Origin of the sequence: Bacteroides sp. ZJ-18 (assembly GCF_011038705.2) — a bacterium.
GTDB classification, from domain to species: domain Bacteria; phylum Bacteroidota; class Bacteroidia; order Bacteroidales; family Bacteroidaceae; genus Bacteroides; species Bacteroides hominis.
Window position 1 is genome coordinate 3398852 of sequence record NZ_CP072198.1, and the last position, 18625, is coordinate 3417476.

Annotated in this window: 17 protein-coding genes and 1 pseudogene; 13 read left to right on the forward strand and 5 right to left on the reverse strand. The window is 41.4% G+C overall.

Features of this window, described 5'->3' with window-relative positions:
- Together aspS and G7Y45_RS13625 are read left to right on the forward strand one after the other, a co-directional pair.
- Window positions 1-1758 (forward strand): aspartate--tRNA ligase, encoded by a 1758-nt coding sequence (aspS, locus tag G7Y45_RS13620; RefSeq protein ID WP_165017128.1) that lies wholly within the window; start codon window positions 1-3, stop codon window positions 1756-1758.
- The gene (locus G7Y45_RS13625) at window positions 1759-2142 is read left to right on the forward strand and encodes a GtrA family protein (RefSeq protein ID WP_005777830.1); all 384 of its coding nucleotides are present in this window, start codon (window positions 1759-1761) and stop codon (window positions 2140-2142) included.
- A gap of 82 nt (window positions 2143-2224) precedes the next feature.
- On the opposite strand, the gene G7Y45_RS13630 is transcribed toward G7Y45_RS13625, so the two are convergent.
- The 3 genes from G7Y45_RS13630 to G7Y45_RS13640 form a co-directional block, all read right to left on the reverse strand.
- On the reverse strand, window positions 2225-3109 hold the full coding sequence (locus G7Y45_RS13630) for a carbon-nitrogen hydrolase (RefSeq protein WP_022012403.1): 885 nt from the start codon (window positions 3107-3109) through the stop codon (window positions 2225-2227).
- A 12-nt stretch (window positions 3110-3121) separates the two neighbouring features.
- Window positions 3122-4237, reverse strand: a complete 1116-nt coding sequence (locus G7Y45_RS13635) for an agmatine deiminase family protein (RefSeq protein ID WP_032539277.1) — start codon at window positions 4235-4237, stop codon at window positions 3122-3124.
- Between the two features lie 74 nt (window positions 4238-4311).
- Window positions 4312-4842 carry a ferredoxin domain-containing protein gene (locus tag G7Y45_RS13640; RefSeq protein WP_005806227.1) on the reverse strand — a complete coding sequence of 177 codons (531 nt, stop codon included), beginning with the start codon at window positions 4840-4842 and terminating at the stop codon, window positions 4312-4314.
- Between the two features lie 94 nt (window positions 4843-4936).
- On the opposite strand from G7Y45_RS13640, the gene G7Y45_RS13645 reads away from it, so the two are divergent.
- The 4 genes and pseudogenes from G7Y45_RS13645 (at window position 4937) to G7Y45_RS13655 (ending at window position 7103) form a co-directional block, all read left to right on the forward strand.
- Entirely contained in the window at window positions 4937-5557 is a 621-nt protein-coding gene (locus G7Y45_RS13645; RefSeq protein WP_005777834.1) for an ATP-binding cassette domain-containing protein, read from the forward strand.
- A 4-nt stretch (window positions 5558-5561) separates the two neighbouring features.
- Window positions 5562-6356 carry an ABC transporter permease gene (locus tag G7Y45_RS13650; RefSeq protein WP_165017125.1) on the forward strand — a complete coding sequence of 265 codons (795 nt, stop codon included), beginning with the start codon at window positions 5562-5564 and terminating at the stop codon, window positions 6354-6356.
- Window positions 6357-6362: 6 nt separating this feature from the next.
- Window positions 6363-6645 (forward strand): annotated as a pseudogene (locus tag G7Y45_RS19970) (hypothetical protein).
- 74 nt (window positions 6646-6719) lie between these two features.
- The gene (locus G7Y45_RS13655) at window positions 6720-7103 is read left to right on the forward strand and encodes a VOC family protein (protein WP_005777837.1); all 384 of its coding nucleotides are present in this window, start codon (window positions 6720-6722) and stop codon (window positions 7101-7103) included.
- Here G7Y45_RS13655 and G7Y45_RS13660 read toward each other — a convergent pair.
- Window positions 7096-7509: a DUF4891 domain-containing protein gene (locus tag G7Y45_RS13660; RefSeq protein WP_005806231.1), complete on the reverse strand. Its 414-nt coding sequence runs from the start codon at window positions 7507-7509 to the stop codon at window positions 7096-7098. The two genes, G7Y45_RS13655 and G7Y45_RS13660, sit on opposite strands and share 8 nt — an antisense overlap.
- Before the next feature lie 105 nt (window positions 7510-7614).
- On the opposite strand from G7Y45_RS13660, the gene G7Y45_RS13665 reads away from it, so the two are divergent.
- The 5 genes from G7Y45_RS13665 (at window position 7615) to G7Y45_RS13685 (ending at window position 15469) form a co-directional block, all read left to right on the forward strand.
- Window positions 7615-8709 (forward strand): Nif3-like dinuclear metal center hexameric protein, encoded by a 1095-nt coding sequence (locus G7Y45_RS13665; RefSeq protein ID WP_005777839.1) that lies wholly within the window; start codon window positions 7615-7617, stop codon window positions 8707-8709.
- A gap of 5 nt (window positions 8710-8714) precedes the next feature.
- Window positions 8715-9539: a zinc ribbon domain-containing protein gene (locus G7Y45_RS13670; RefSeq protein WP_005777840.1), complete on the forward strand. Its 825-nt coding sequence runs from the start codon at window positions 8715-8717 to the stop codon at window positions 9537-9539.
- Window positions 9540-9777: 238 nt separating this feature from the next.
- Complete coding sequence (locus G7Y45_RS13675; protein WP_005806235.1) at window positions 9778-11184, forward strand: efflux transporter outer membrane subunit; 1407 nt, start codon at window positions 9778-9780, stop codon at window positions 11182-11184.
- A gap of 18 nt (window positions 11185-11202) precedes the next feature.
- Window positions 11203-12342 carry an efflux RND transporter periplasmic adaptor subunit gene (locus G7Y45_RS13680; RefSeq protein WP_005820339.1) on the forward strand — a complete coding sequence of 380 codons (1140 nt, stop codon included), beginning with the start codon at window positions 11203-11205 and terminating at the stop codon, window positions 12340-12342.
- A gap of 4 nt (window positions 12343-12346) precedes the next feature.
- Window positions 12347-15469, forward strand: coding sequence for an efflux RND transporter permease subunit (locus G7Y45_RS13685; RefSeq protein ID WP_005777843.1), 3123 nt, complete (start codon window positions 12347-12349; stop codon window positions 15467-15469).
- 345 nt (window positions 15470-15814) lie between these two features.
- On the opposite strand, the gene G7Y45_RS13690 is transcribed toward G7Y45_RS13685, so the two are convergent.
- Window positions 15815-16264 (reverse strand): type I restriction enzyme HsdR N-terminal domain-containing protein, encoded by a 450-nt coding sequence (locus G7Y45_RS13690; protein WP_005777844.1) that lies wholly within the window; start codon window positions 16262-16264, stop codon window positions 15815-15817.
- A gap of 64 nt (window positions 16265-16328) precedes the next feature.
- On the opposite strand from G7Y45_RS13690, the gene G7Y45_RS13695 reads away from it, so the two are divergent.
- Window positions 16329-17105 carry an AMP nucleosidase gene (locus G7Y45_RS13695; protein ID WP_005777845.1) on the forward strand — a complete coding sequence of 259 codons (777 nt, stop codon included), beginning with the start codon at window positions 16329-16331 and terminating at the stop codon, window positions 17103-17105.
- Window positions 17106-17123: 18 nt separating this feature from the next.
- On the forward strand, window positions 17124-18143 hold the full coding sequence (gene holA / locus G7Y45_RS13700) for a DNA polymerase III subunit delta (RefSeq protein WP_005777846.1): 1020 nt from the start codon (window positions 17124-17126) through the stop codon (window positions 18141-18143).
- Window positions 18144-18625: the final 482 nt, after the last annotated feature.

The window sequence follows — 18625 nt, forward strand, 5'->3', positions numbered from 1 at the left end:
ATGTTCAGAACGCACACGTGCGGAGAATTAAGAATCTCCGATGTTAATAAACAAGTCAAGCTGTCGGGATGGGTACAGCGCAGCCGTAAAATGGGAGGTATGACTTTTGTTGACCTTCGTGATCGCTACGGTATCACTCAATTAGTCTTTAATGAAGAAATAGACGCTGAGCTTTGCGAACGTGCCAACAAGCTGGGGCGTGAATTCGTTATTCAGATTGTCGGAACCGTCAACGAACGCTTTAGTAAGAACGGAAATATTCCGACCGGTGATATTGAAATTATTGTTTCGGAACTGAATATCTTGAACTCAGCCATTACTCCTCCTTTTACCATTGAAGATAACACAGATGGTGGTGACGATATCCGCATGAAATACCGTTATCTGGACTTACGTCGTAACGCTGTCCGTTCAAATCTGGAGTTACGTCATAAAATGACAATCGAAGTGCGTAGTTATCTTGATAAACTGGGCTTTCTGGAAGTAGAAACTCCGGTATTGATCGGTTCAACACCGGAAGGAGCCCGTGATTTTGTTGTACCTTCCCGCATGAATCCGGGGCAATTCTACGCATTGCCACAATCTCCACAGACCTTGAAACAATTGTTGATGGTTTCCGGTTTCGATCGTTATTTCCAGATTGCCAAATGTTTCCGTGATGAAGACCTGCGTGCCGACCGACAGCCGGAGTTCACTCAAATAGACTGTGAAATGAGCTTCGTAGAACAAGAAGATGTAATCGTTACATTTGAAGGAATGGCCAAACACCTGTTTAAGGTTATTCGTAATATTGAACTGACAGAACCATTCCCACGCATGCCTTGGAGTGAAGCAATGAAACTGTATGGTAGCGACAAACCGGATATTCGTTTCGGCATGGAATTCGTTGAATTAATGGATATCCTGAAAGGACACGGTTTCTCTGTATTTGATAATGCTGCATATATTGGTGGTATTTGTGCCGAAGGTGCAGCCAGCTATACTCGTAAACAACTGGATGCCTTGACTGAATTTGTGAAAAAACCGCAAATTGGTGCAAAAGGCATGGTATACGCCCGTATTGAAGCCGACGGTACTGTAAAATCAAGTGTAGATAAATTCTATACGCAAGAAGTATTACAGCAATTGAAAGAAGCTTTTGGCGCTAAACCAGGCGATTTAATTCTGATTTTATCAGGAGATGATGCCATGAAAACTCGTAAGCAACTCTGCGAACTGCGTCTGGAAATGGGTAATCAATTGGGATTACGTGATAAAAACACATTCGCGTGCTTATGGGTAGTAGACTTTCCTCTATTCGAATGGAGTGAAGAAGAAGGTCGTCTAATGGCTATGCACCATCCGTTTACTTCGCCCAAACCGGAAGATATCCATCTGTTGGATACAGATCCTGCAGCTGTACGCGCCAACGCTTACGATATGGTAATCAATGGTGTAGAAGTAGGAGGAGGATCAATCCGTATCCACGACAGCCAGTTACAGAATAAAATGTTCGAACTACTCGGATTTACTCCGGAACGTGCACAAGAACAATTTGGTTTCTTGATGAATGCCTTCAAATTCGGTGCGCCTCCTCACGGTGGTTTGGCTTACGGATTGGACCGTTGGGTATCTCTTTTTGCCGGACTCGACTCAATCCGCGATTGCATTGCATTCCCGAAAAATAATTCAGGCCGTGATGTTATGTTGGATGCTCCTGCAGCACTTGATCCGTCACAACTGGAAGAACTGAATCTGATTGTAGATATTAAGGAGTAAGTGAAAGAGTCAGTACGCATTTTTCGATTTGCCGTAATTGGTACGCTCAATGCATTAATCACAGCCTTTGTTATTTGGCTGATGATGGATGAATTGTCATACGATTACATTCCGGCTAACATTACAGCGTACATAGTAGCCCAGATACATAATTTTATCTGGAGCAAATATTGGATCTTTCCGATTGAAAATAAAAAGAATAATATCTGGAAGCAGATATTATTCTTTTGTTCAGCTTTCGGATTGGCATATAGCGCCCAGTTCCTCTTTTTAGTTACTTTGGTAGAATGTGGGGATGTAAATGAGTATCTGGCACAATTCCTGGGATTGTTTATCTACGGAACAGTAAACTTCATCGTCAATAAGAAACTTACATTTAGATAAAAACTATTTTAAAATATTCAATAAAAAGTCCCGCAGATTATAGACTCTGCGGGACTTTTTATATTTACAGAAACGTAAGACTTCAATCGATAAAACGTTTCGTCAGGTTACCATATTCATCTATACGTCGGTCACGAAGGAAAGGCCACCAGCGACGTACATTTTCCGAGCGTTCAAGATCTACTTCAACAACTATATTTTCGGGACGTTCATTTCCTGCCTGCGCCAGATATTCACCTTGAGGACCAACAACAAAACTATTCCCCCAAAACAAAATACCATTGGTCTGCCCTGACGGATCGGCTTCGTGGCCTACACGATTTACAGAAATCACCGGAAGTCCATTGGCCACCGCATGTGCGCGCTGAGAAATAATCCAAGCATTGAGCTGACGGACTTTTTCATCATCCGTATCTGAACTTTCCCAACCGATAGCAGTAGGATAAATCAAGATTTCAGCTCCTTTCAATGCCATCAGACGGGCAGCTTCGGGATACCATTGATCCCAGCAAACCAATATTCCCAATTTACCCAAAGAAGTCTGTATCGGTTCAAAACCAATATCCCCCGGAGTAAAATAAAACTTTTCGTAATAGGCCGGATCATCAGGTATATGCATTTTACGATATTTACCGGCAATGCTTCCATCCCGATCGAAAACAACGGCTGTATTATGATATAATCCCGGAGCACGTTTCTCAAATAAAGAAGTAACAAGCACTATCCGGTTAGTTGCCGCCAGTTCGGAATAGAATCCTGTAGAAGGTCCCGGAATCGGTTCCGCCAATTCAAATAGATCAGTATTTTCAGTTTGGCAAAAATACAATGAATTATGAAGTTCCTGAAGAACGACGAGTTGTGCGCCATGAGCGGCACAAGCTTCAATGCTTTTAGCCAGATTCATCAGATTCATCCTAATATCTGACGTATTGGCCTGTTGAATGATTCCTACTTTTATTTTTCTCATACTCAAATTTTATTATTTAATGACTCCCATCGGATATTGCATTGTTACGCAATGTAATGACCCGTGTTGTTTAATGAGTGCACGACAATCAATGCCCACCACTTCATATGCCGGGAAAGCTTCACGAAGCACTGTTCTTGCCAGTTCATCATTTTCCGGCTGATTATAAGTGGGATAGAGCACAGAATCGTTCAAAATCAGAAAATTAGCATACGTTGCAGGCAGTCTTTCTCCAGATACTTCTATTTTATCCGCCATAGGTAATGCCATTAAACGATAAGGATCACCAGATGCCGTACGGAATGTTTTCAACTGTTCTTCCATTTTATAAAGCTCCTCATAATGTTCATCTTTGGGATCGGAACACTTCACATATGCAATTGTATCCGGAGAACAAAACCTGGCTAATGTGTCTATATGACTATCCGTATCATCTCCGGCCAGATAACCATGATCCAACCACAACACCCGTTGCAAATGAAATACTCTGCGGAGGTGTTCCTCTATGTCAACCCGATTCATCGGTGCATTACGATGCGGAGACAATAAACATTCGGAAGTAGTTAGCAATGTCCCCATACCATCACTTTCAATAGAACCACCTTCAAGCACAAAGTCCAGACAATCTTTATATTGCCCTTTCAGAACTCCAGCCTCTACAGCCTTACGGGTTATCTGATTATCTAAACCGGCTTCGAACTTTTCTCCCCAACCATTGAAAGTAAAGTCCAGCAAACATGCTCCATTCGTATTCATCAGAGTGATGGCCCCATGATCACGTGCCCAAGTGTCATTCGTTTCGCACTCCAGAAAACGTACATTGTTCATATTCACTACTCCGGCTATCTGATTCTTTACCACCTCCGGACAGGGAGTAACAATAAGCAAAAGCTCACGCTTGGCAATTTCACGAGCTATGTTGATAAAACATTCCTGAACCTCAGAAAGCATATATGCCCAGTCTGTTTCAGCATGCGGCCATGTTAATTGCACACCACTTTGCAAAAACCATTCCGCAGGCAGAAAAGGAGCCAACATCTCTACCTGATCATCGACAGTTAAACCAAAGTTCAGTTGCAAATCTTTCTCTGAACCTCCTGAAGTAGGAAGACCGACTATTATTCCCATTATATTTTAGTTTTTTGAAGAATAGGATACGGATAACAAGTGGATACATCTTTGAATGCCACTTGCTATCTATGTTATTTATTAGATTTACGATCAAAAAATGGATTCTTGGAAGAAGCACTAACCGGAATAGCCATTACTTGGCGACACCCCTTCAACCAGTCAAGACGTTGGGCAGCCAATCCGGCCGAAAACATTACACGGGTGTCTACCCGCAGATCAGCAGCTGTAGCACATGCCGAACCAATAGCAATACCCACATCAATACTATTCAATGCACAAGGCACACCTTCGGCACGCCCCGCACAAGTAGCATAACCGCAATGCCCACAATTCAGTCCCTGTGCTTGCTCCCGTGTACCTATTAACAGAATACATTCAGCCTGGAGAATATTATCTGCATCCCGCAAGAAAAATTTCATTCCCATCTCTTCGAACATAACTTTCAATGTGTCCGAAAGTAACTGTATTTCTTTACCGGTGACAACTGCAGTTTCTATGATATCAATTCCTTTCCCTTTAGGGGCGGTACGGGCAGCAGTCATCATCTGCCGTGCCACATTCAATATATGCTCGTGGCGACTATCTCGTTCGTTCAGTATCATATCTTGTCCATTAATTAGTGATACAAAGATAAAAGAAATCCCGCACATATTATGAATTTTCACTAACTTTGCAAGATAGATTTAAAGATACACAATGTTACAAATAGACAATGCATGCATTGCTTTCGGGGAGGATATACTTTTTTCTGAGTTTTGCATGCAGCTTAAAAAAGGCGAAACAGCCTGTATAACAGGAGAATCCGGACGTGGAAAAACTTCTCTGCTCAACGCAATCATGGGATTCGTTCCTTTACGGAAAGGCCGAATCAAAGTAGGGGATATTTTACTTGAACCTGCCACCATTGATATTATACGCCGACATATAGCTTGGATTCCACAAGAGTTAGCGCTTCCCTCCGAGTGGGTAAAAGAAATGATAGCACTACCTTTTGCACTAAAAGCCAACCGACATATCTCTTTTTCTGAGGAAAAACTCTTCACTTATTTTGATGAATTAGGTCTGGACAAGGACTTATACCAGAAGCGGGTAGGAGAAATATCCGGTGGACAACGCCAACGCATTATGATAGCAGCGGCAGCTATGCTGGAAAAGCCTTTGATTATTGTAGACGAACCGACATCTGCATTGGATTCCGGTTCTACAGATAAAGTTTTAGCTTTTCTACGTAACCAGACAACAAAAGGAACAGCTATACTTGCCGTTTCACATGACCGGGCATTCGCCTACGGATGTAACCAGCTAATCACATTATAGTTATATGGGAACTATCGATATATCTTATTTCAACCTACTCGTAGGACTACTACTATTGGCAATCCCGCTTTTCTATCTGTGGAAATTCAAGACCGGATTACTGAAAGCCACCCTGATAGGGACGGGGCGCATGATTATACAGCTCTTCCTGATAGGCATGTACCTCAAATACCTGTTCCTATGGAACAATCCATGGATTAATTTTCTTTGGGTTATCATCATGATTTTTGTAGCCGGACAAACCGCCTTAATGCGCACCGGGCTAAAACGTGAAGTACTTTTGATCCCTATATCCGTTGGATTTCTGTGTAGTGTTGTTCTGGTTGGCATGTATTTCATAGGCATTGTATTGCAACTGGACAACATCTTCAGCGCCCAATATTTTATCCCCATCTTCGGGATCTTAATGGGAAATATGTTATCGAGCAATGTCATTGCATTGAATACATATTACAGCGGATTGAAACGGGAGCAACAATTGTACTGTTATCTGCTCGGCAATGGCGCCACCCGCCAGGAAGCACAGGCACCATTTATACGGCAAGCTATTATAAAATCCTTCAGTCCACTGATTGCCAACATCTCAGTAATGGGATTAGTAGCACTCCCAGGTACTATGATCGGACAGATTCTGGGAGGAAGCAGCCCGAATGTCGCCATCAAATACCAAATGATGATTATGGTCATTACTTTTACGGCTTCCATGCTATCACTAATGATCACCATCTCACTGGCCTCCCGTAAATCATTCGATGAATATGGCCGTATGTTACAAATAACCAAAGAATCCCTTAAATAAGTAACCATGACACTAACCGACTCCGTTTTACAATTAATAAGCGAAATACATATTCCGGGATTCTTCATTACCACAGATTTTCTGCAAACTGGAGAATTTCTCCCCCAAGGAATAGATTTTTTTTTTAAAAGAAAAGCATGCGAAGATAATTCAAGGTGCCAACGGAAGAAAATTCATTTATCAACAATCCGGCTGGCGCATAGCATTCACATTCTATCCAACCGATCGGGTAGTCGATGAAAAATATGCAATGAAAAACAAAATGATAAAGAAACGATATGATTATTGATGTAAATCAAATCATTACTATCAATATTTGCCTATATTTGCGAACATTAATAATTAAACAATACTACAAAGAATATGCACATCAGTCACATTGCTATCTGGAGTACCCATTTAGAAGAGCTAAAAAATTTCTATATTACTTATTTCAACGGAACAAGCCATGAAAAGTATATCAATCCTAAAAAGGGATTTGAATCTTATTTTGTCAGTTTTGACCAAGGATTCGCTTCCCTGGAAATTATGCAACGACAAGACATTACTACCCCGGCATTAAAAGATAGCCTCGGATTGGCCCATTTCTCCTTTTCTGCCGGTAGTAAAGAAGCTGTATTGAAACTCACCGAACGTCTACGCAAGGATGGCTTTACAATCGCAAGTGAGCCACGGACTACAGGAGACGGCTATTTCGAAAGTGCAATCCTGGATCCTGAAGGAAATATTGTAGAAATCACTATTTGACACGCTTAGCAAGTGCAGGTATGTAGCGAAGTTGCACATATTGCTCGCCAGGATTAATATACCGATTGTCCATCAGTATCTTCTTAACTTTGAAATCTTTCAGCCGGTAACGGATATATCGTTGTGCATTTGCAGGCTGTACTTCCACAAAGGACTGAAGGGCAATCGTCCCATCAGTCCGAATAATAACTTTAGCCTTGGCCGTACGAAAAGAAAGAGCATCGTCCTTTTTCATTTCTTTCATATGGTATTTATCGATCCAGAAAATAGCCGTTGCCTTGGAAAGGCTATCTACTGTTTCTTGCAATCCATTTTCCTCTTCAGTAGCAGATATAGGAGTTTCTTTATGCTGTTGACATGAAATAATAAAAAAGAGAGAAAAAAATAATAATAGAATTGCCTTCATCGGTTTGTGCTTTTATAAATTTGGAGGTAAATATATTAAAAAATCAATAAAAGCAAGGTAAAGTATTGGCTTTTTCTTATCTTTGCAACAAATTATCTACTGATAATGAAAATTAAAGAAATTGTAAGCGCCCTTGAACGGTTCGCGCCTCTGCCATTGCAAGACGGATTTGATAATGCCGGCCTGCAAATCGGACTGACAGATGCGGAAACAACAGGGGCTTTGTTGTGTCTTGACGTTACCGAAGCTGTGCTTGACGAAGCTATCGCGTCCGGCTGTAATCTTGTTATATCCCATCATCCCCTTATTTTTAAAGGTTATAAATCGATTACCGGTAAAGATTATGTTGAACGTTGCATCTTAAAAGCAATCAAAAACGACATCGTCATTTATTCGGCCCATACCAATCTTGACAATGCTCCGGGGGGAGTGAACTATAAAATAGCTGAGAAAATAGGATTAAAAGATGTACGCATACTTGAACCCAAAGAGAACTGCCTGATAAAGTTAGTCACATTCGTCCCGACCGCACAAGCCGAAGAGGTCCGTAATGCTTTATTCACTGCCGGATGTGGATATATAGGCGACTATGACTCATGCAGCTACAACACAGAAGGCGAGGGAACTTTCCGTGCACAGGAAGGAAGTAAACCTTTTTGTGGAAATATAGGAGAACTTCATCATGAAGCGGAAGTACGGATTGAAACCATCCTGCCGGAATATAAGAAAAGAGAGGTTATCCGTACGTTACTATTGACACATCCCTATGAAGAACCGGCATACGACTTATATCCTCTTTACAATAGTTGGGCACAGGTCGGAGCAGGAATCATCGGAGAGCTGGAAGAAGCTGAATCGGAGCTTGAATTCCTGAAGCGTATAAAGAAGACATTTGAAGTAGGGTGTTTGAAACATAACAAACTAACAGGCCGCCTGATTCAGAAAGTTGCCCTCTGTGGAGGGGCAGGAGCTTTCCTTATTCCACAAGCTATAGGTAGCGGAGCTGATGTTTTTATCACAGGTGAAATTAAATATCATGACTACTTTGGTCGTGAAACAGACATTTTACTTGCAGAAATAGGACATTACGAAAGCGAACAATACACAAAAGAAATTTTTTATTCCATAATACGGGATTTATTTCCTAATTTTGCACTCCAATTTAGTAAGGTTAACACGAATCCCATTAAATATTTATAAGTAAAATGGCAAGAGAAGCTAAAAATGAACCGAAAGAGTTGACAGTGGAACAAAAGTTGAAAGCTTTGTTTCAGCTGCAAACAACATTATCTAAAATTGACGAAATTAAAACGTTAAGAGGTGAACTTCCATTGGAAGTGCAAGACCTTGAGGACGAAATTGCCGGTCTGAGTACACGTATCGATAAGATCAAGGCGGAAGTAGACGAACTCAAATCAGCTATCGCCGGTAAGAGAGTGGAAATTGAAGCAGCCAAAGCTTCGGTTGAGAAATATAAATCACAGCAAGACAATGTTCGTAACAACCGCGAATATGACTTCCTGACAAAAGAAATCGAATTCCAGTCCCTGGAAATAGAGCTTTGCGAAAAAAGAATCAAAGAATTCACTGCAGAAGAGCAGGAAAAATCTGAAGAAATAGAGAAAAATACCAAAGCACTGGAGGAACGCCAGAAAGACCTTGACCAGAAAAAGAATGAGCTGGACGAGATCATCGAGGAAACTAAACAAGAGGAAGAAAAATTGAGAGATAAAGCTAAAGATCTTGAAACAAAAATAGAGCCGCGCTTACTCCAGTCTTTCAAACGTATCCGCAAGAATTCACGTAACGGATTGGGTATTGTTTACGTACAGCGTGATGCATGCGGTGGTTGTTTTAATAAAATTCCGCCTCAGAGACAGTTGGATATCCGTTCACGTAAGAAAATTATCGTTTGCGAATATTGCGGACGCATCATGATCGACCCGGAACTGGCAGGTGTGGAGATAGAGCACAAAGTAGAAGAAGCACCCGTTACAACCAAAAGAGCTATCAGAAGAAAAGCTGAATAAAGCCTTGCATTGATATTCTGATGGTCCAATTTTAAAAGTTCGGAATTCATTATATTTAAAACCCGTAATTTTACTATAGCCCGATTGTTAGCATAGTAAAGTTACGGGTTTATTCATTAATATCCGTTTCTTCAATAAAGAAAGTATATTCCCTTTAAGCATAGTGATTCTCTTATAGACAGGATAAACAAATATTTCTTTTCGTTGTTATGTTTTCATTTCTAAATAACCTAAACTTATGAAACTACGAATAGGAAATATCATGTTCTTGCTGTTTCTTTCGTCCGTAGCCTTTCCACAGGCTACGAACCGCTATCTGGACAAACCTTTGCCACAAGAATGGGAAGAAGATGCACAAATTTTTCAGCAAGTATTGCCGGTGGATGACCAATGGTGGAAAGCTTTTCAGGATCCGGTTCTCGATTCTCTTATTTCTGTTGCGGTCAAACAGAACTACTCGATACTGACCGCTATTGACCGTATCAATATGGCAAAAGCCAACCTGAGGATGGAACGTGGAAACTTTTTTCCAACGATCGGACTGAATGCCGGATGGACTCGTCAACAAAGTAGTGGCAATACCAGTGAATTGCCTCAATCCACTCAGCATTATTACGATGCCTCGCTGAATATGAGTTGGGAATTAGACCTCTTCGGAAGCATCCGTAACCGTGTAAAAGCTCAGAAAGAAAACTTTGCTGCCAGCAAAGAAGAGTACACCGGTACAATGGTATCACTCTGCGCCCAAGTAGCTTCAGCATATATCAACCTGCGGGAGCTGCAACAAGAATTGGCAGTAATACAAAAGAACTGCGCATCGCAGGAAGCCGTATTGAAAATCACAGAAGTGAGATACAATACCGGACTCGTTTCTAAATTGGACGTAGCACAAGCTAAATCTGTGTTTTTCAGCACAAAAGCCTCTATCCCCCAAATTGAATCGGGTATCAATCAATACATTACTACCCTTGCTATACTATTAGGCACTTATCCTCAGGAGATACGTCCCACATTAGAGTCTCCAGGAATATTGCCTGACTATATGGAACCAATTGGAGTAGGACTTCCGGCCGACTTACTGCTTCGTCGTCCGGACATCCGTAGTGCAGAACGAAGTGTGAATGCTCAAGCGGCTTTAGTGGGGGCATCCAAATCGGACTGGCTGCCTCAGATTTTTCTAAAAGGTTCGCTTGGTTATACTGCTAAGGACCTGAAAGATCTGACCCATCATAAGAGCATGACCTATGAAATAGCACCGGCACTAAGCTGGACACTTTTTAAAGGGACTCAATTGGTAAATGCCACCAAACTGGCTAAAGCACAATTAGACGAAGCTATCAACCAGTTTAATCAGACTGTATTGACTGCCGTACAAGAGACAGACAATGCCATGAATGCTTACCGGAACTCCATCAAGCAAATAGTAGCTCTACGCGAAGTGCGTAATCAAGGACAAGAAACCTTGACACTCTCACTGGAACTCTATAAACAAGGATTAACCCCATTCCAGAATGTACTGGATGCACAACGCTCGCTACTCAGTTATGAGAACCAACTGGTCCAAGCAAGAGGATATTCCTTGCTCCAGCTGATAGCCATGTACCAAGCCCTGGGAGGCGGATGGTCCGGAAACCTAAATGATTAACTATAAAGACCTATCATAATGAAAAAACTAATGTATATTTTTCTCATCTTTCCTTTGGTAATGACCGGATGTAAAGGAAAAAAAGAAGCCGGAAGAGGAGAGATGCCTACTCCGGAAATCAGTGTGGCATATCCACTCGTACAAAACATTACCCTGACAAAAGATTATCCGGGATATCTGACTACCGAACAAACCGTAAATCTGGTAGCCCGGGTCAACGGCACCCTGCAATCCGCCTCATTCACACCGGGGACTCGTGTAAAGCAGGGGCAACTCCTGTTCGTTATCGAACCTACTATCTACAAAGATAATGTAACACAGGCTGAAGCGCAATTGAAAACTGCGCTTGCACAACTGGAATATGCCCGCAATAACTATACCCGAATGAAAGAAGCTTTGAAAAGTGATGCAGTCAGTCGTATACAGGTTTTACAGGCAGAATCAAACGTTGCCGAAGCCACCGCTGCTGTTAGCAATGCTGAAGCCACCCTGAATACTGCACGTACCAATCTGGGATACTGCTACATCCGTGCTCCTTTCAATGGAACAATCAGCCGCTCACTTTACGATGTAGGAAGCTATATCAGCGGAGCCGGACAACCTGTCACTTTGGCCACGATCTATAAAGACGACCGAATGTATACCTACTTTAATGTAGCAGACAACCAATGGCTATCCATGCTACTTTCACAAACCGGTAAGGAGAAAGAACTTCCCAAAAATGTTATCGTACGCTTGGGAGAAAACGGTACACAAAACTATCCGGCTACACTGGATTACTTATCGCCCAATGTAGACCTGGGTACAGGAACACTTAACGTACGCGCCAACCTCGATAATCCGAAAGGGGTTCTGAAAAGCGGACTATACGTCAGCATTACATTGCCATATGCCGAAGCGAAGCAAGCATTGCTCGTACCAGAAGCCTCTATTGGAACAGACCAGTTAGGAAAATACCTATATATTGTAAATGATTCGAATGTTGTGCGCTATCGCCACATCGAGCCGGGACAGCTGGTTAACGATACGTTACGTCAAATTAAAAGCGGGCTTTCGGCTAAAGAGCAATACGTCACAACGGCATTAATGAAAGTGCGTGACGGCATGAAAATCAAGCCAATATCAGTCAATCACGAGTCACAAACCTCTAATCATTAAGTACATGTTTTCAAAGTTCTTTATCAATCGGCCTATATTTGCCACGGTACTGGCATTGATTATCGTGGTGGCGGGATTGGTAACATTAAATATATTGCCTGTTGCACAGTTTCCGGAGATTACTCCACCTACAGTACAGGTGTCTGCTTTCTATCCGGGAGCAAATGCTGAAACTGTAGCTCAAACTGTCGGCATCCCCATTGAACAGCAAGTGAACGGAGTAGACGGTATGCTTTACATGAGTTCCACCGCATCCAGTTCGGGTGCCTATTCACTGACTATAACCTTTGCCGTAGGCACAGATATCGACATGGCTACCGTACAGGTACAGAACCGGGTAAGTGTAGCGCAATCTTCACTGCCGGAACCAGTTGTAGTCCAGGGAGTAACTGTACAGAAACAATCGTCCAACATTGTGATGTTTCTCACAATGCAGGCAAAAGACTCTGTATACGACGGACTATATCTTACGAATTATGCACAACTAAATCTGGTAGATCAACTAACACGAGTACCGGGTGTAGGAGCTGTCAATGTAATGGGGGCAGGAAACTACAGTATGCGTGTCTGGCTCGATCCGGAAGCAATGCGTATCCGTAATCTCTCTCCTGCGCAAGTTTATCAAGCTATCCAGTCACAAAACATTGAAGTCAGTGCCGGCTATATCGGACAACCTATTGGAAAAAATAATAATAACGCCTACCAGTATACGTTGAATGTACAGGGACGGCTGACATCTCCCGAAGAGTTCGGTAACATCATTATCCGAACCGGAGAAGGAGGGAAAATGCTCCGACTGAAAGATATAGCACGCATCGACCTTGGCAGTTCCTCGTACAATGTTGTCTCTAAACTAAAAGGACATCCCACTGCTGCCATTGCTATTTATCAACAACCGGGTTCAAACTCGCTTGATGTTTCCAAAGGAGTCAAAGCTAAGATGCAGGAGCTTGCACAAAACTTCCCGGCAGGCGTCAGCTATAATGTGACATTGGATACAACCGATGTCATCAATGCATCTATCGATGAAGTATTGGTAACTTTCCTGGAAACCACCTTACTGGTAGTACTTGTTATTTTCCTGTTCCTGCAAAACTGGCGGGCTGTTATCATCCCATGTATCACCATCCCTGTATCACTGATTGGTACTTTGGCAGTAATGGCTGCTCTTGGATTCTCAATCAATACTTTAACTCTGTTTGGATTAATACTTGCCGTAGCGATAGTGGTAGACGATGCAATAGTAGTGGTAGAAAATGCTTCCCGATTATTGGAAACGGGACAGTATTCTCCTAAAGATGCCGTCACCAAAGCAATGGGAGAGATCACCGGCCCAATTGTCGGGGTTGTACTGGTATTGCTTGCTGTTTTCATACCAACTACATTGATCAGTGGCATCTCCGGACAGCTTTACAAACAATTTGCCTTGACCATTGCCGCTTCTACCGTATTGAGTGGCATTAACTCGTTGACACTGACCCCTGCATTATGTGCCTTGTTTTTGGAACATAACAAGCCATCCAATTTTTTCATATACAAAGGATTCAACAAAGTATATGACAAGACACAGAATCTCTATGACCGCATTGTAAAAGGATTACTCATTCGTCCGGGACTTGCACTGATCTCTTATGGGATCATTACAGCGATAGCTGTCATTCTGTTCATGAAATGGCCTTCAACTTTCGTGCCCGATGAAGATGACGGGTATTTTATCGCTGTCATCCAATTGCCACCGGCATCGAGCCTCGAACGCACACAAGCTGTCGGACAAAAAGTGAACCGAATTTTAGACAGTTATCCGGAAGTAAAAGACTACATTGGTATCAGTGGCTTTTCTATTATGGGAGGTGGCGAACAATCAAATACAGGTACCTATTTCGTTGTACTGAAAAACTGGGATGAACGGAAAGGAAAAGAACACACTGCTGCAGCTGTAGTAGAGCGTTTCAATGAAATGGCTTATGGCATTCAGGAAGCGCAGATATTTGCGATGGTGCCTCCGGCCATTCCCGGCTTAGGAGCCTCGGGAGGTTTACAGTTACAACTGGAAGATCGTAACAATCTGGGACCGACAGAAATGCAGAGAGCTATCGAAACTTTGATGGCTACCTATCACACACAACCGGCCCTCGCATCCATATCCAGTATGTACCAGGCCAATGTGCCACAATACTTCCTGAATATTGACCGTGATAAAGTCCAATTTATGGGTATCCAGTTGGACAATGTATTCTCTACGCTAAGTTATTACATGGGGGCAGCCTATGTCAACGACTTTGTTCAGTTCGGACGCATCTATCAGGTAAAAATAGAAGCCGGGGAACAGGCTCAGAAAGTGATCGATGATGTATTGAAGCTCAGTGTCCCCAACGCCGCGGGAAATATGGTACCATTTTCTTCTTTTACAAAAGTTGAAGAACGTCTGGGTATGGACCAGATAAGCCGCTACAATATGTATTCAACAGCTTCCATAACCTGCAACGTAGCCTCAGGAAGTAGTTCAGGTGAGGGAATACAACAGATGGAGAATCTCATAAAAGAGCAACTGGGCAATGAATTCGGTTACGAATGGACTTCGGTAGCTTACCAGGAAACGCAGGCAGGAAACACAACGACCATTGTATTCATTATGGCACTATTGGTAGCATTTCTGGTATTGGCAGCCCAATACGAAAGCTGGACAAGCCCGTTATCAGCTATCATGGGACTACCAATGGCTCTGTTGGGTGCCATGATAGGCTGCTTCGTCATGGGTACCCCAGTGAGCATCTACACTCAGATTGGAATTATTTTGCTGATTGCCCTTTCAGCTAAAAATGGAATTCTAATTGTAGAATTCGCACGCGATTTCCGTGCCGAAGGCAACTCCATACGTGACGCTGCCTATGAAGCCGGACACGTTCGTTTACGCCCGATCCTTATGACTTCTTTCGCCTTTGTGTTAGGAGTAATGCCATTGCTGTTCGCTACCGGAGCCGGGGCACAAAGCCGCATTGCTCTTGGGGCAGCTGTTGTCTTTGGTATGGCACTGAATACATTGCTGGCAACCGTATATATCCCCAATTTTTATGAATTGATGCAGAAATTCCAAGAAAACGTCTTGGATCGGAAGAAAAAGAAATAGTTCTCTATATCACTATCTCTATTGTAAAAAACGTCCTTTTCATTTCACAGTCTATTGTCACCGAGCTGAATCTCGGATGACAATAGACTTTTTCTTATACTTATCACAAAAACAATTAAGTGCTTTCATGCTTATTCCATAAAAATAGGAATATGTTGAGTTATTAGGTAATAGTTCTGATTATAAACAAATTATGAAGACAACAATCTGTCATTACGAAGTTAACTTTAACAGTGTGTTAAAGTTAACTTCGTAATGATAAACAATTAGCTTTTTACATTTACGATATTAACTTCCTAAAGATAAATCAATAAAGGTCCGAATTCACTGTTAACATTGTTAATTTTACAAGATAGCATAATCCGGAATATCAGCCAGAAATGAATAACTTTGAGTATCATAATTCATCCGGCAGCAATAGTGTTGCATACCATTACTGACAACCAGATAATCAACCTTCAAAACCATATTATAACGAGTAATCTGATCAAAAACAGCTTGTGTGATCTCAATGTGGGGAGCTTTGTATTCAACAATCATTCTGGCAGTAAGATCACGCTTATAAAGCACTGTGTCACATCGTTTCTTGGTTCCATTCAAGTTCAACAGCACCTCATTGGCCATCAGAGACGACGGATATCCTTTATAGACAATAAGAAAGTGTACAAAGTGCTGACGGACCCATTCCTCGGGGGTCAACGCGACATAACGACGGCGAATCACATCGAAAATAACATTTTTTCCATTTCGAGTGGCGATTTTAGTGTCAAATACTGGTAGGTTTAACGATAACATTTACTATTTTTGTAAGTTAAATAATGGCTTCCTGTTATTGGAAGCACAAATTTAATGGAATCTTATGAAAACAAAGCAAGAAATCGTAGCTAATTGGCTGCCCCGTTACACCAAACGTAATCTGGAAGACTTTGGAGAGTATATCCTGTTGACTAACTTCAACAAGTATGTAGAAATATTTGCGGAAAAATTTAATGTTCCTATCCTTGGCAGAGATGCCAATATGATATCTGCCAGCGCAGAAGGGATTACAATCATCAACTTCGGCATGGGAAGTCCCAATGCAGCCATTATCATGGATCTGTTAAGCGCCATTTCTCCCAAAGCTTGTCTGTTTCTGGGCAAATGTGGAGGAATTGATAAAAAGAACAAAATAGGTGATCTGATCCTGCCAATTGCCGCTATCCGGGGAGAAGGTACCTCAAACGACTATTTTCCACCCGAAGTTCCATCGTTACCGGCATTTATGTTACAACGTGCCGTATCATCGGCCATCCGCGACTATGCACGCGATTACTGGACAGGAACCGTCTACACAACCAACCGCCGTATATGGGAACATGATGACGCCTTTAAGGAATACCTGAAGAAAACTCGTGCAATGGCAGTCGACATGGAAACAGCAACCTTATTCAGTTGTGGCTTTGCCAATCATATTCCGACCGGTGCTTTGCTGCTTGTATCCGACCAGCCTATGATTCCGGAAGGAGTGAAAACCGATAAAAGCGATAATATAGTTACTAAAAACTATGTAGAGGAACATGTAGAGATAGGTATTGCTTCATTACGAATGATTATTGACGAAAAGAAAACTGTAAAACACTTGAAATTCGACTGGTAACGCCACACCAACATTTATATGGCAAAACAAGAACTGACTTGCGACGATATCCTCAAAGAATTGAGGGCCAAACAATATCGCCCCATCTATTATTTGATGGGAGAAGAATCTTATTATATCGACTTGATAGCCGATTATATCACCGACAATGTATTGACGGATACAGAAAAAGAGTTTAACCTTACTGTGGTTTATGGCGCGGATGTGGATGTAGCAACCGTAATTAATGCCGCTAAACGTTATCCGATGATGTCCGAACATCAGGTTGTAATAGTAAAAGAAGCACAAGCTATACGCAATATAGAAGAGTTATCTTATTATCTGCAAAAGCCATTAAATTCAACTATCTTAGTCATTTGTCATAAGCATGGCACTTTGGATCGTAGAAAAAAATTAGCTGCAGAAGTTGAAAAAGCAGGTGTCCTATTCGAATCTAAAAAGATAAAAGAGGCGCAACTACCTGCATTTATCAGTTCGTACATGAAACGTAAAGGCATAGATATGGAACCCAAAGCCACTGCGATGTTGGCCGATTTTGTAGGGACTGATCTCAGCCGTCTAACAGGCGAACTGGAAAAGCTAATTATTACATTACCCAGTGGTCAAAAACGTGTCACACCTGAACAGATAGAGAAAAACATAGGAATTAGCAAAGACTATAATAACTTTGAATTGCGTAGTGCACTGGTTGAGAAAGATATACTCAAAGCTAATAAAATAATAAAATACTTTGAGGAAAATCCTAAAACAAACCCGATACAGATGACACTTTCTTTACTATTTAATTTCTACTCAAATCTTATGTTAGCGTACTATGCACCGGATAAATCAGAGCAAGGAGTAGCCACAATGTTAGGACTAAAAACCCCATGGCAAGCTCGCGATTATCTGGCAGCAATGCGAAAATACAGTGGAGTAAAAACAATGCAAATTGTAGGAGAAATACGATATGCAGATGCTAAATCGAAAGGTGTGGGCAATGGTTCAATTAGTGATGGAGACATCCTCCGCGAGTTGGTCTTCAAGATTCTTCATTAAAAACAATCCACTTTAAATCTACTCCCTATATGCATATATTTTGCCGGTATAAAATATGTGTATGGGGAGTAAATATATCCTCATAATCCGAAATATACTTTCCTATAATTATCCACTTTATTCTTCACATCAATTTTACACTCTTTTCCCTGTCTCTACCATACATATAAAACTTAAATATAGTATTCTGTTTCTTCTAAAAGAAAACAGATTTTGCATGGGGCGAATAAGTATACTCCCAATAGAACAATATAAAAATCAACAAAAAGAAGATAACATATCCCATATAATAAAATTGTGATTATACTGATTCCTATCAATCATCTATATGGGTGTGATATGGTGCTAATGCTTCATCATAATGCTATCTAAAGTAGTATAAATTATATCATAATGCTATTTCTCTATGTATAGATTCATTTTTCTAGAATATAAAAAAAATATATATCAAAAAACAAGCATATTCTTCTATATATCAAATA

What these genes read in the sequence shown, in the direction of transcription:
- G7Y45_RS13695 (WP_005777845.1), top strand. Translation starts at nt 16,329, where the DNA reads ATGAAAACAAAGCAAGAAATCGTAGCTAATTGGCTGCCCCGTTACACC.
- G7Y45_RS13670 (WP_005777840.1), top strand. Translation starts at nt 8,715, where the DNA reads ATGGCAAGAGAAGCTAAAAATGAACCGAAAGAGTTGACAGTGGAACAA.
- G7Y45_RS13630 (WP_022012403.1), bottom strand. Translation starts at nt 3,109, where the DNA reads ATGAGAAAAATAAAAGTAGGAATCATTCAACAGGCCAATACGTCAGAT.
- G7Y45_RS13640 (WP_005806227.1), bottom strand. Translation starts at nt 4,842, where the DNA reads ATGATACTGAACGAACGAGATAGTCGCCACGAGCATATATTGAATGTG.
- G7Y45_RS13655 (WP_005777837.1), top strand. Translation starts at nt 6,720, where the DNA reads ATGCACATCAGTCACATTGCTATCTGGAGTACCCATTTAGAAGAGCTA.
- G7Y45_RS13650 (WP_165017125.1), top strand. Translation starts at nt 5,562, where the DNA reads ATGGGAACTATCGATATATCTTATTTCAACCTACTCGTAGGACTACTA.
- holA (WP_005777846.1), top strand. Translation starts at nt 17,124, where the DNA reads ATGGCAAAACAAGAACTGACTTGCGACGATATCCTCAAAGAATTGAGG.
- aspS (WP_165017128.1), top strand. Translation starts at nt 1, where the DNA reads ATGTTCAGAACGCACACGTGCGGAGAATTAAGAATCTCCGATGTTAAT.
- G7Y45_RS13645 (WP_005777834.1), top strand. Translation starts at nt 4,937, where the DNA reads ATGTTACAAATAGACAATGCATGCATTGCTTTCGGGGAGGATATACTT.
- G7Y45_RS13675 (WP_005806235.1), top strand. Translation starts at nt 9,778, where the DNA reads ATGAAACTACGAATAGGAAATATCATGTTCTTGCTGTTTCTTTCGTCC.
- G7Y45_RS13680 (WP_005820339.1), top strand. Translation starts at nt 11,203, where the DNA reads ATGAAAAAACTAATGTATATTTTTCTCATCTTTCCTTTGGTAATGACC.
- G7Y45_RS13685 (WP_005777843.1), top strand. Translation starts at nt 12,347, where the DNA reads ATGTTTTCAAAGTTCTTTATCAATCGGCCTATATTTGCCACGGTACTG.
- G7Y45_RS13635 (WP_032539277.1), bottom strand. Translation starts at nt 4,237, where the DNA reads ATGGGAATAATAGTCGGTCTTCCTACTTCAGGAGGTTCAGAGAAAGAT.
- G7Y45_RS13665 (WP_005777839.1), top strand. Translation starts at nt 7,615, where the DNA reads ATGAAAATTAAAGAAATTGTAAGCGCCCTTGAACGGTTCGCGCCTCTG.
- G7Y45_RS13660 (WP_005806231.1), bottom strand. Translation starts at nt 7,509, where the DNA reads ATGAAGGCAATTCTATTATTATTTTTTTCTCTCTTTTTTATTATTTCA.
- G7Y45_RS13690 (WP_005777844.1), bottom strand. Translation starts at nt 16,264, where the DNA reads ATGTTATCGTTAAACCTACCAGTATTTGACACTAAAATCGCCACTCGA.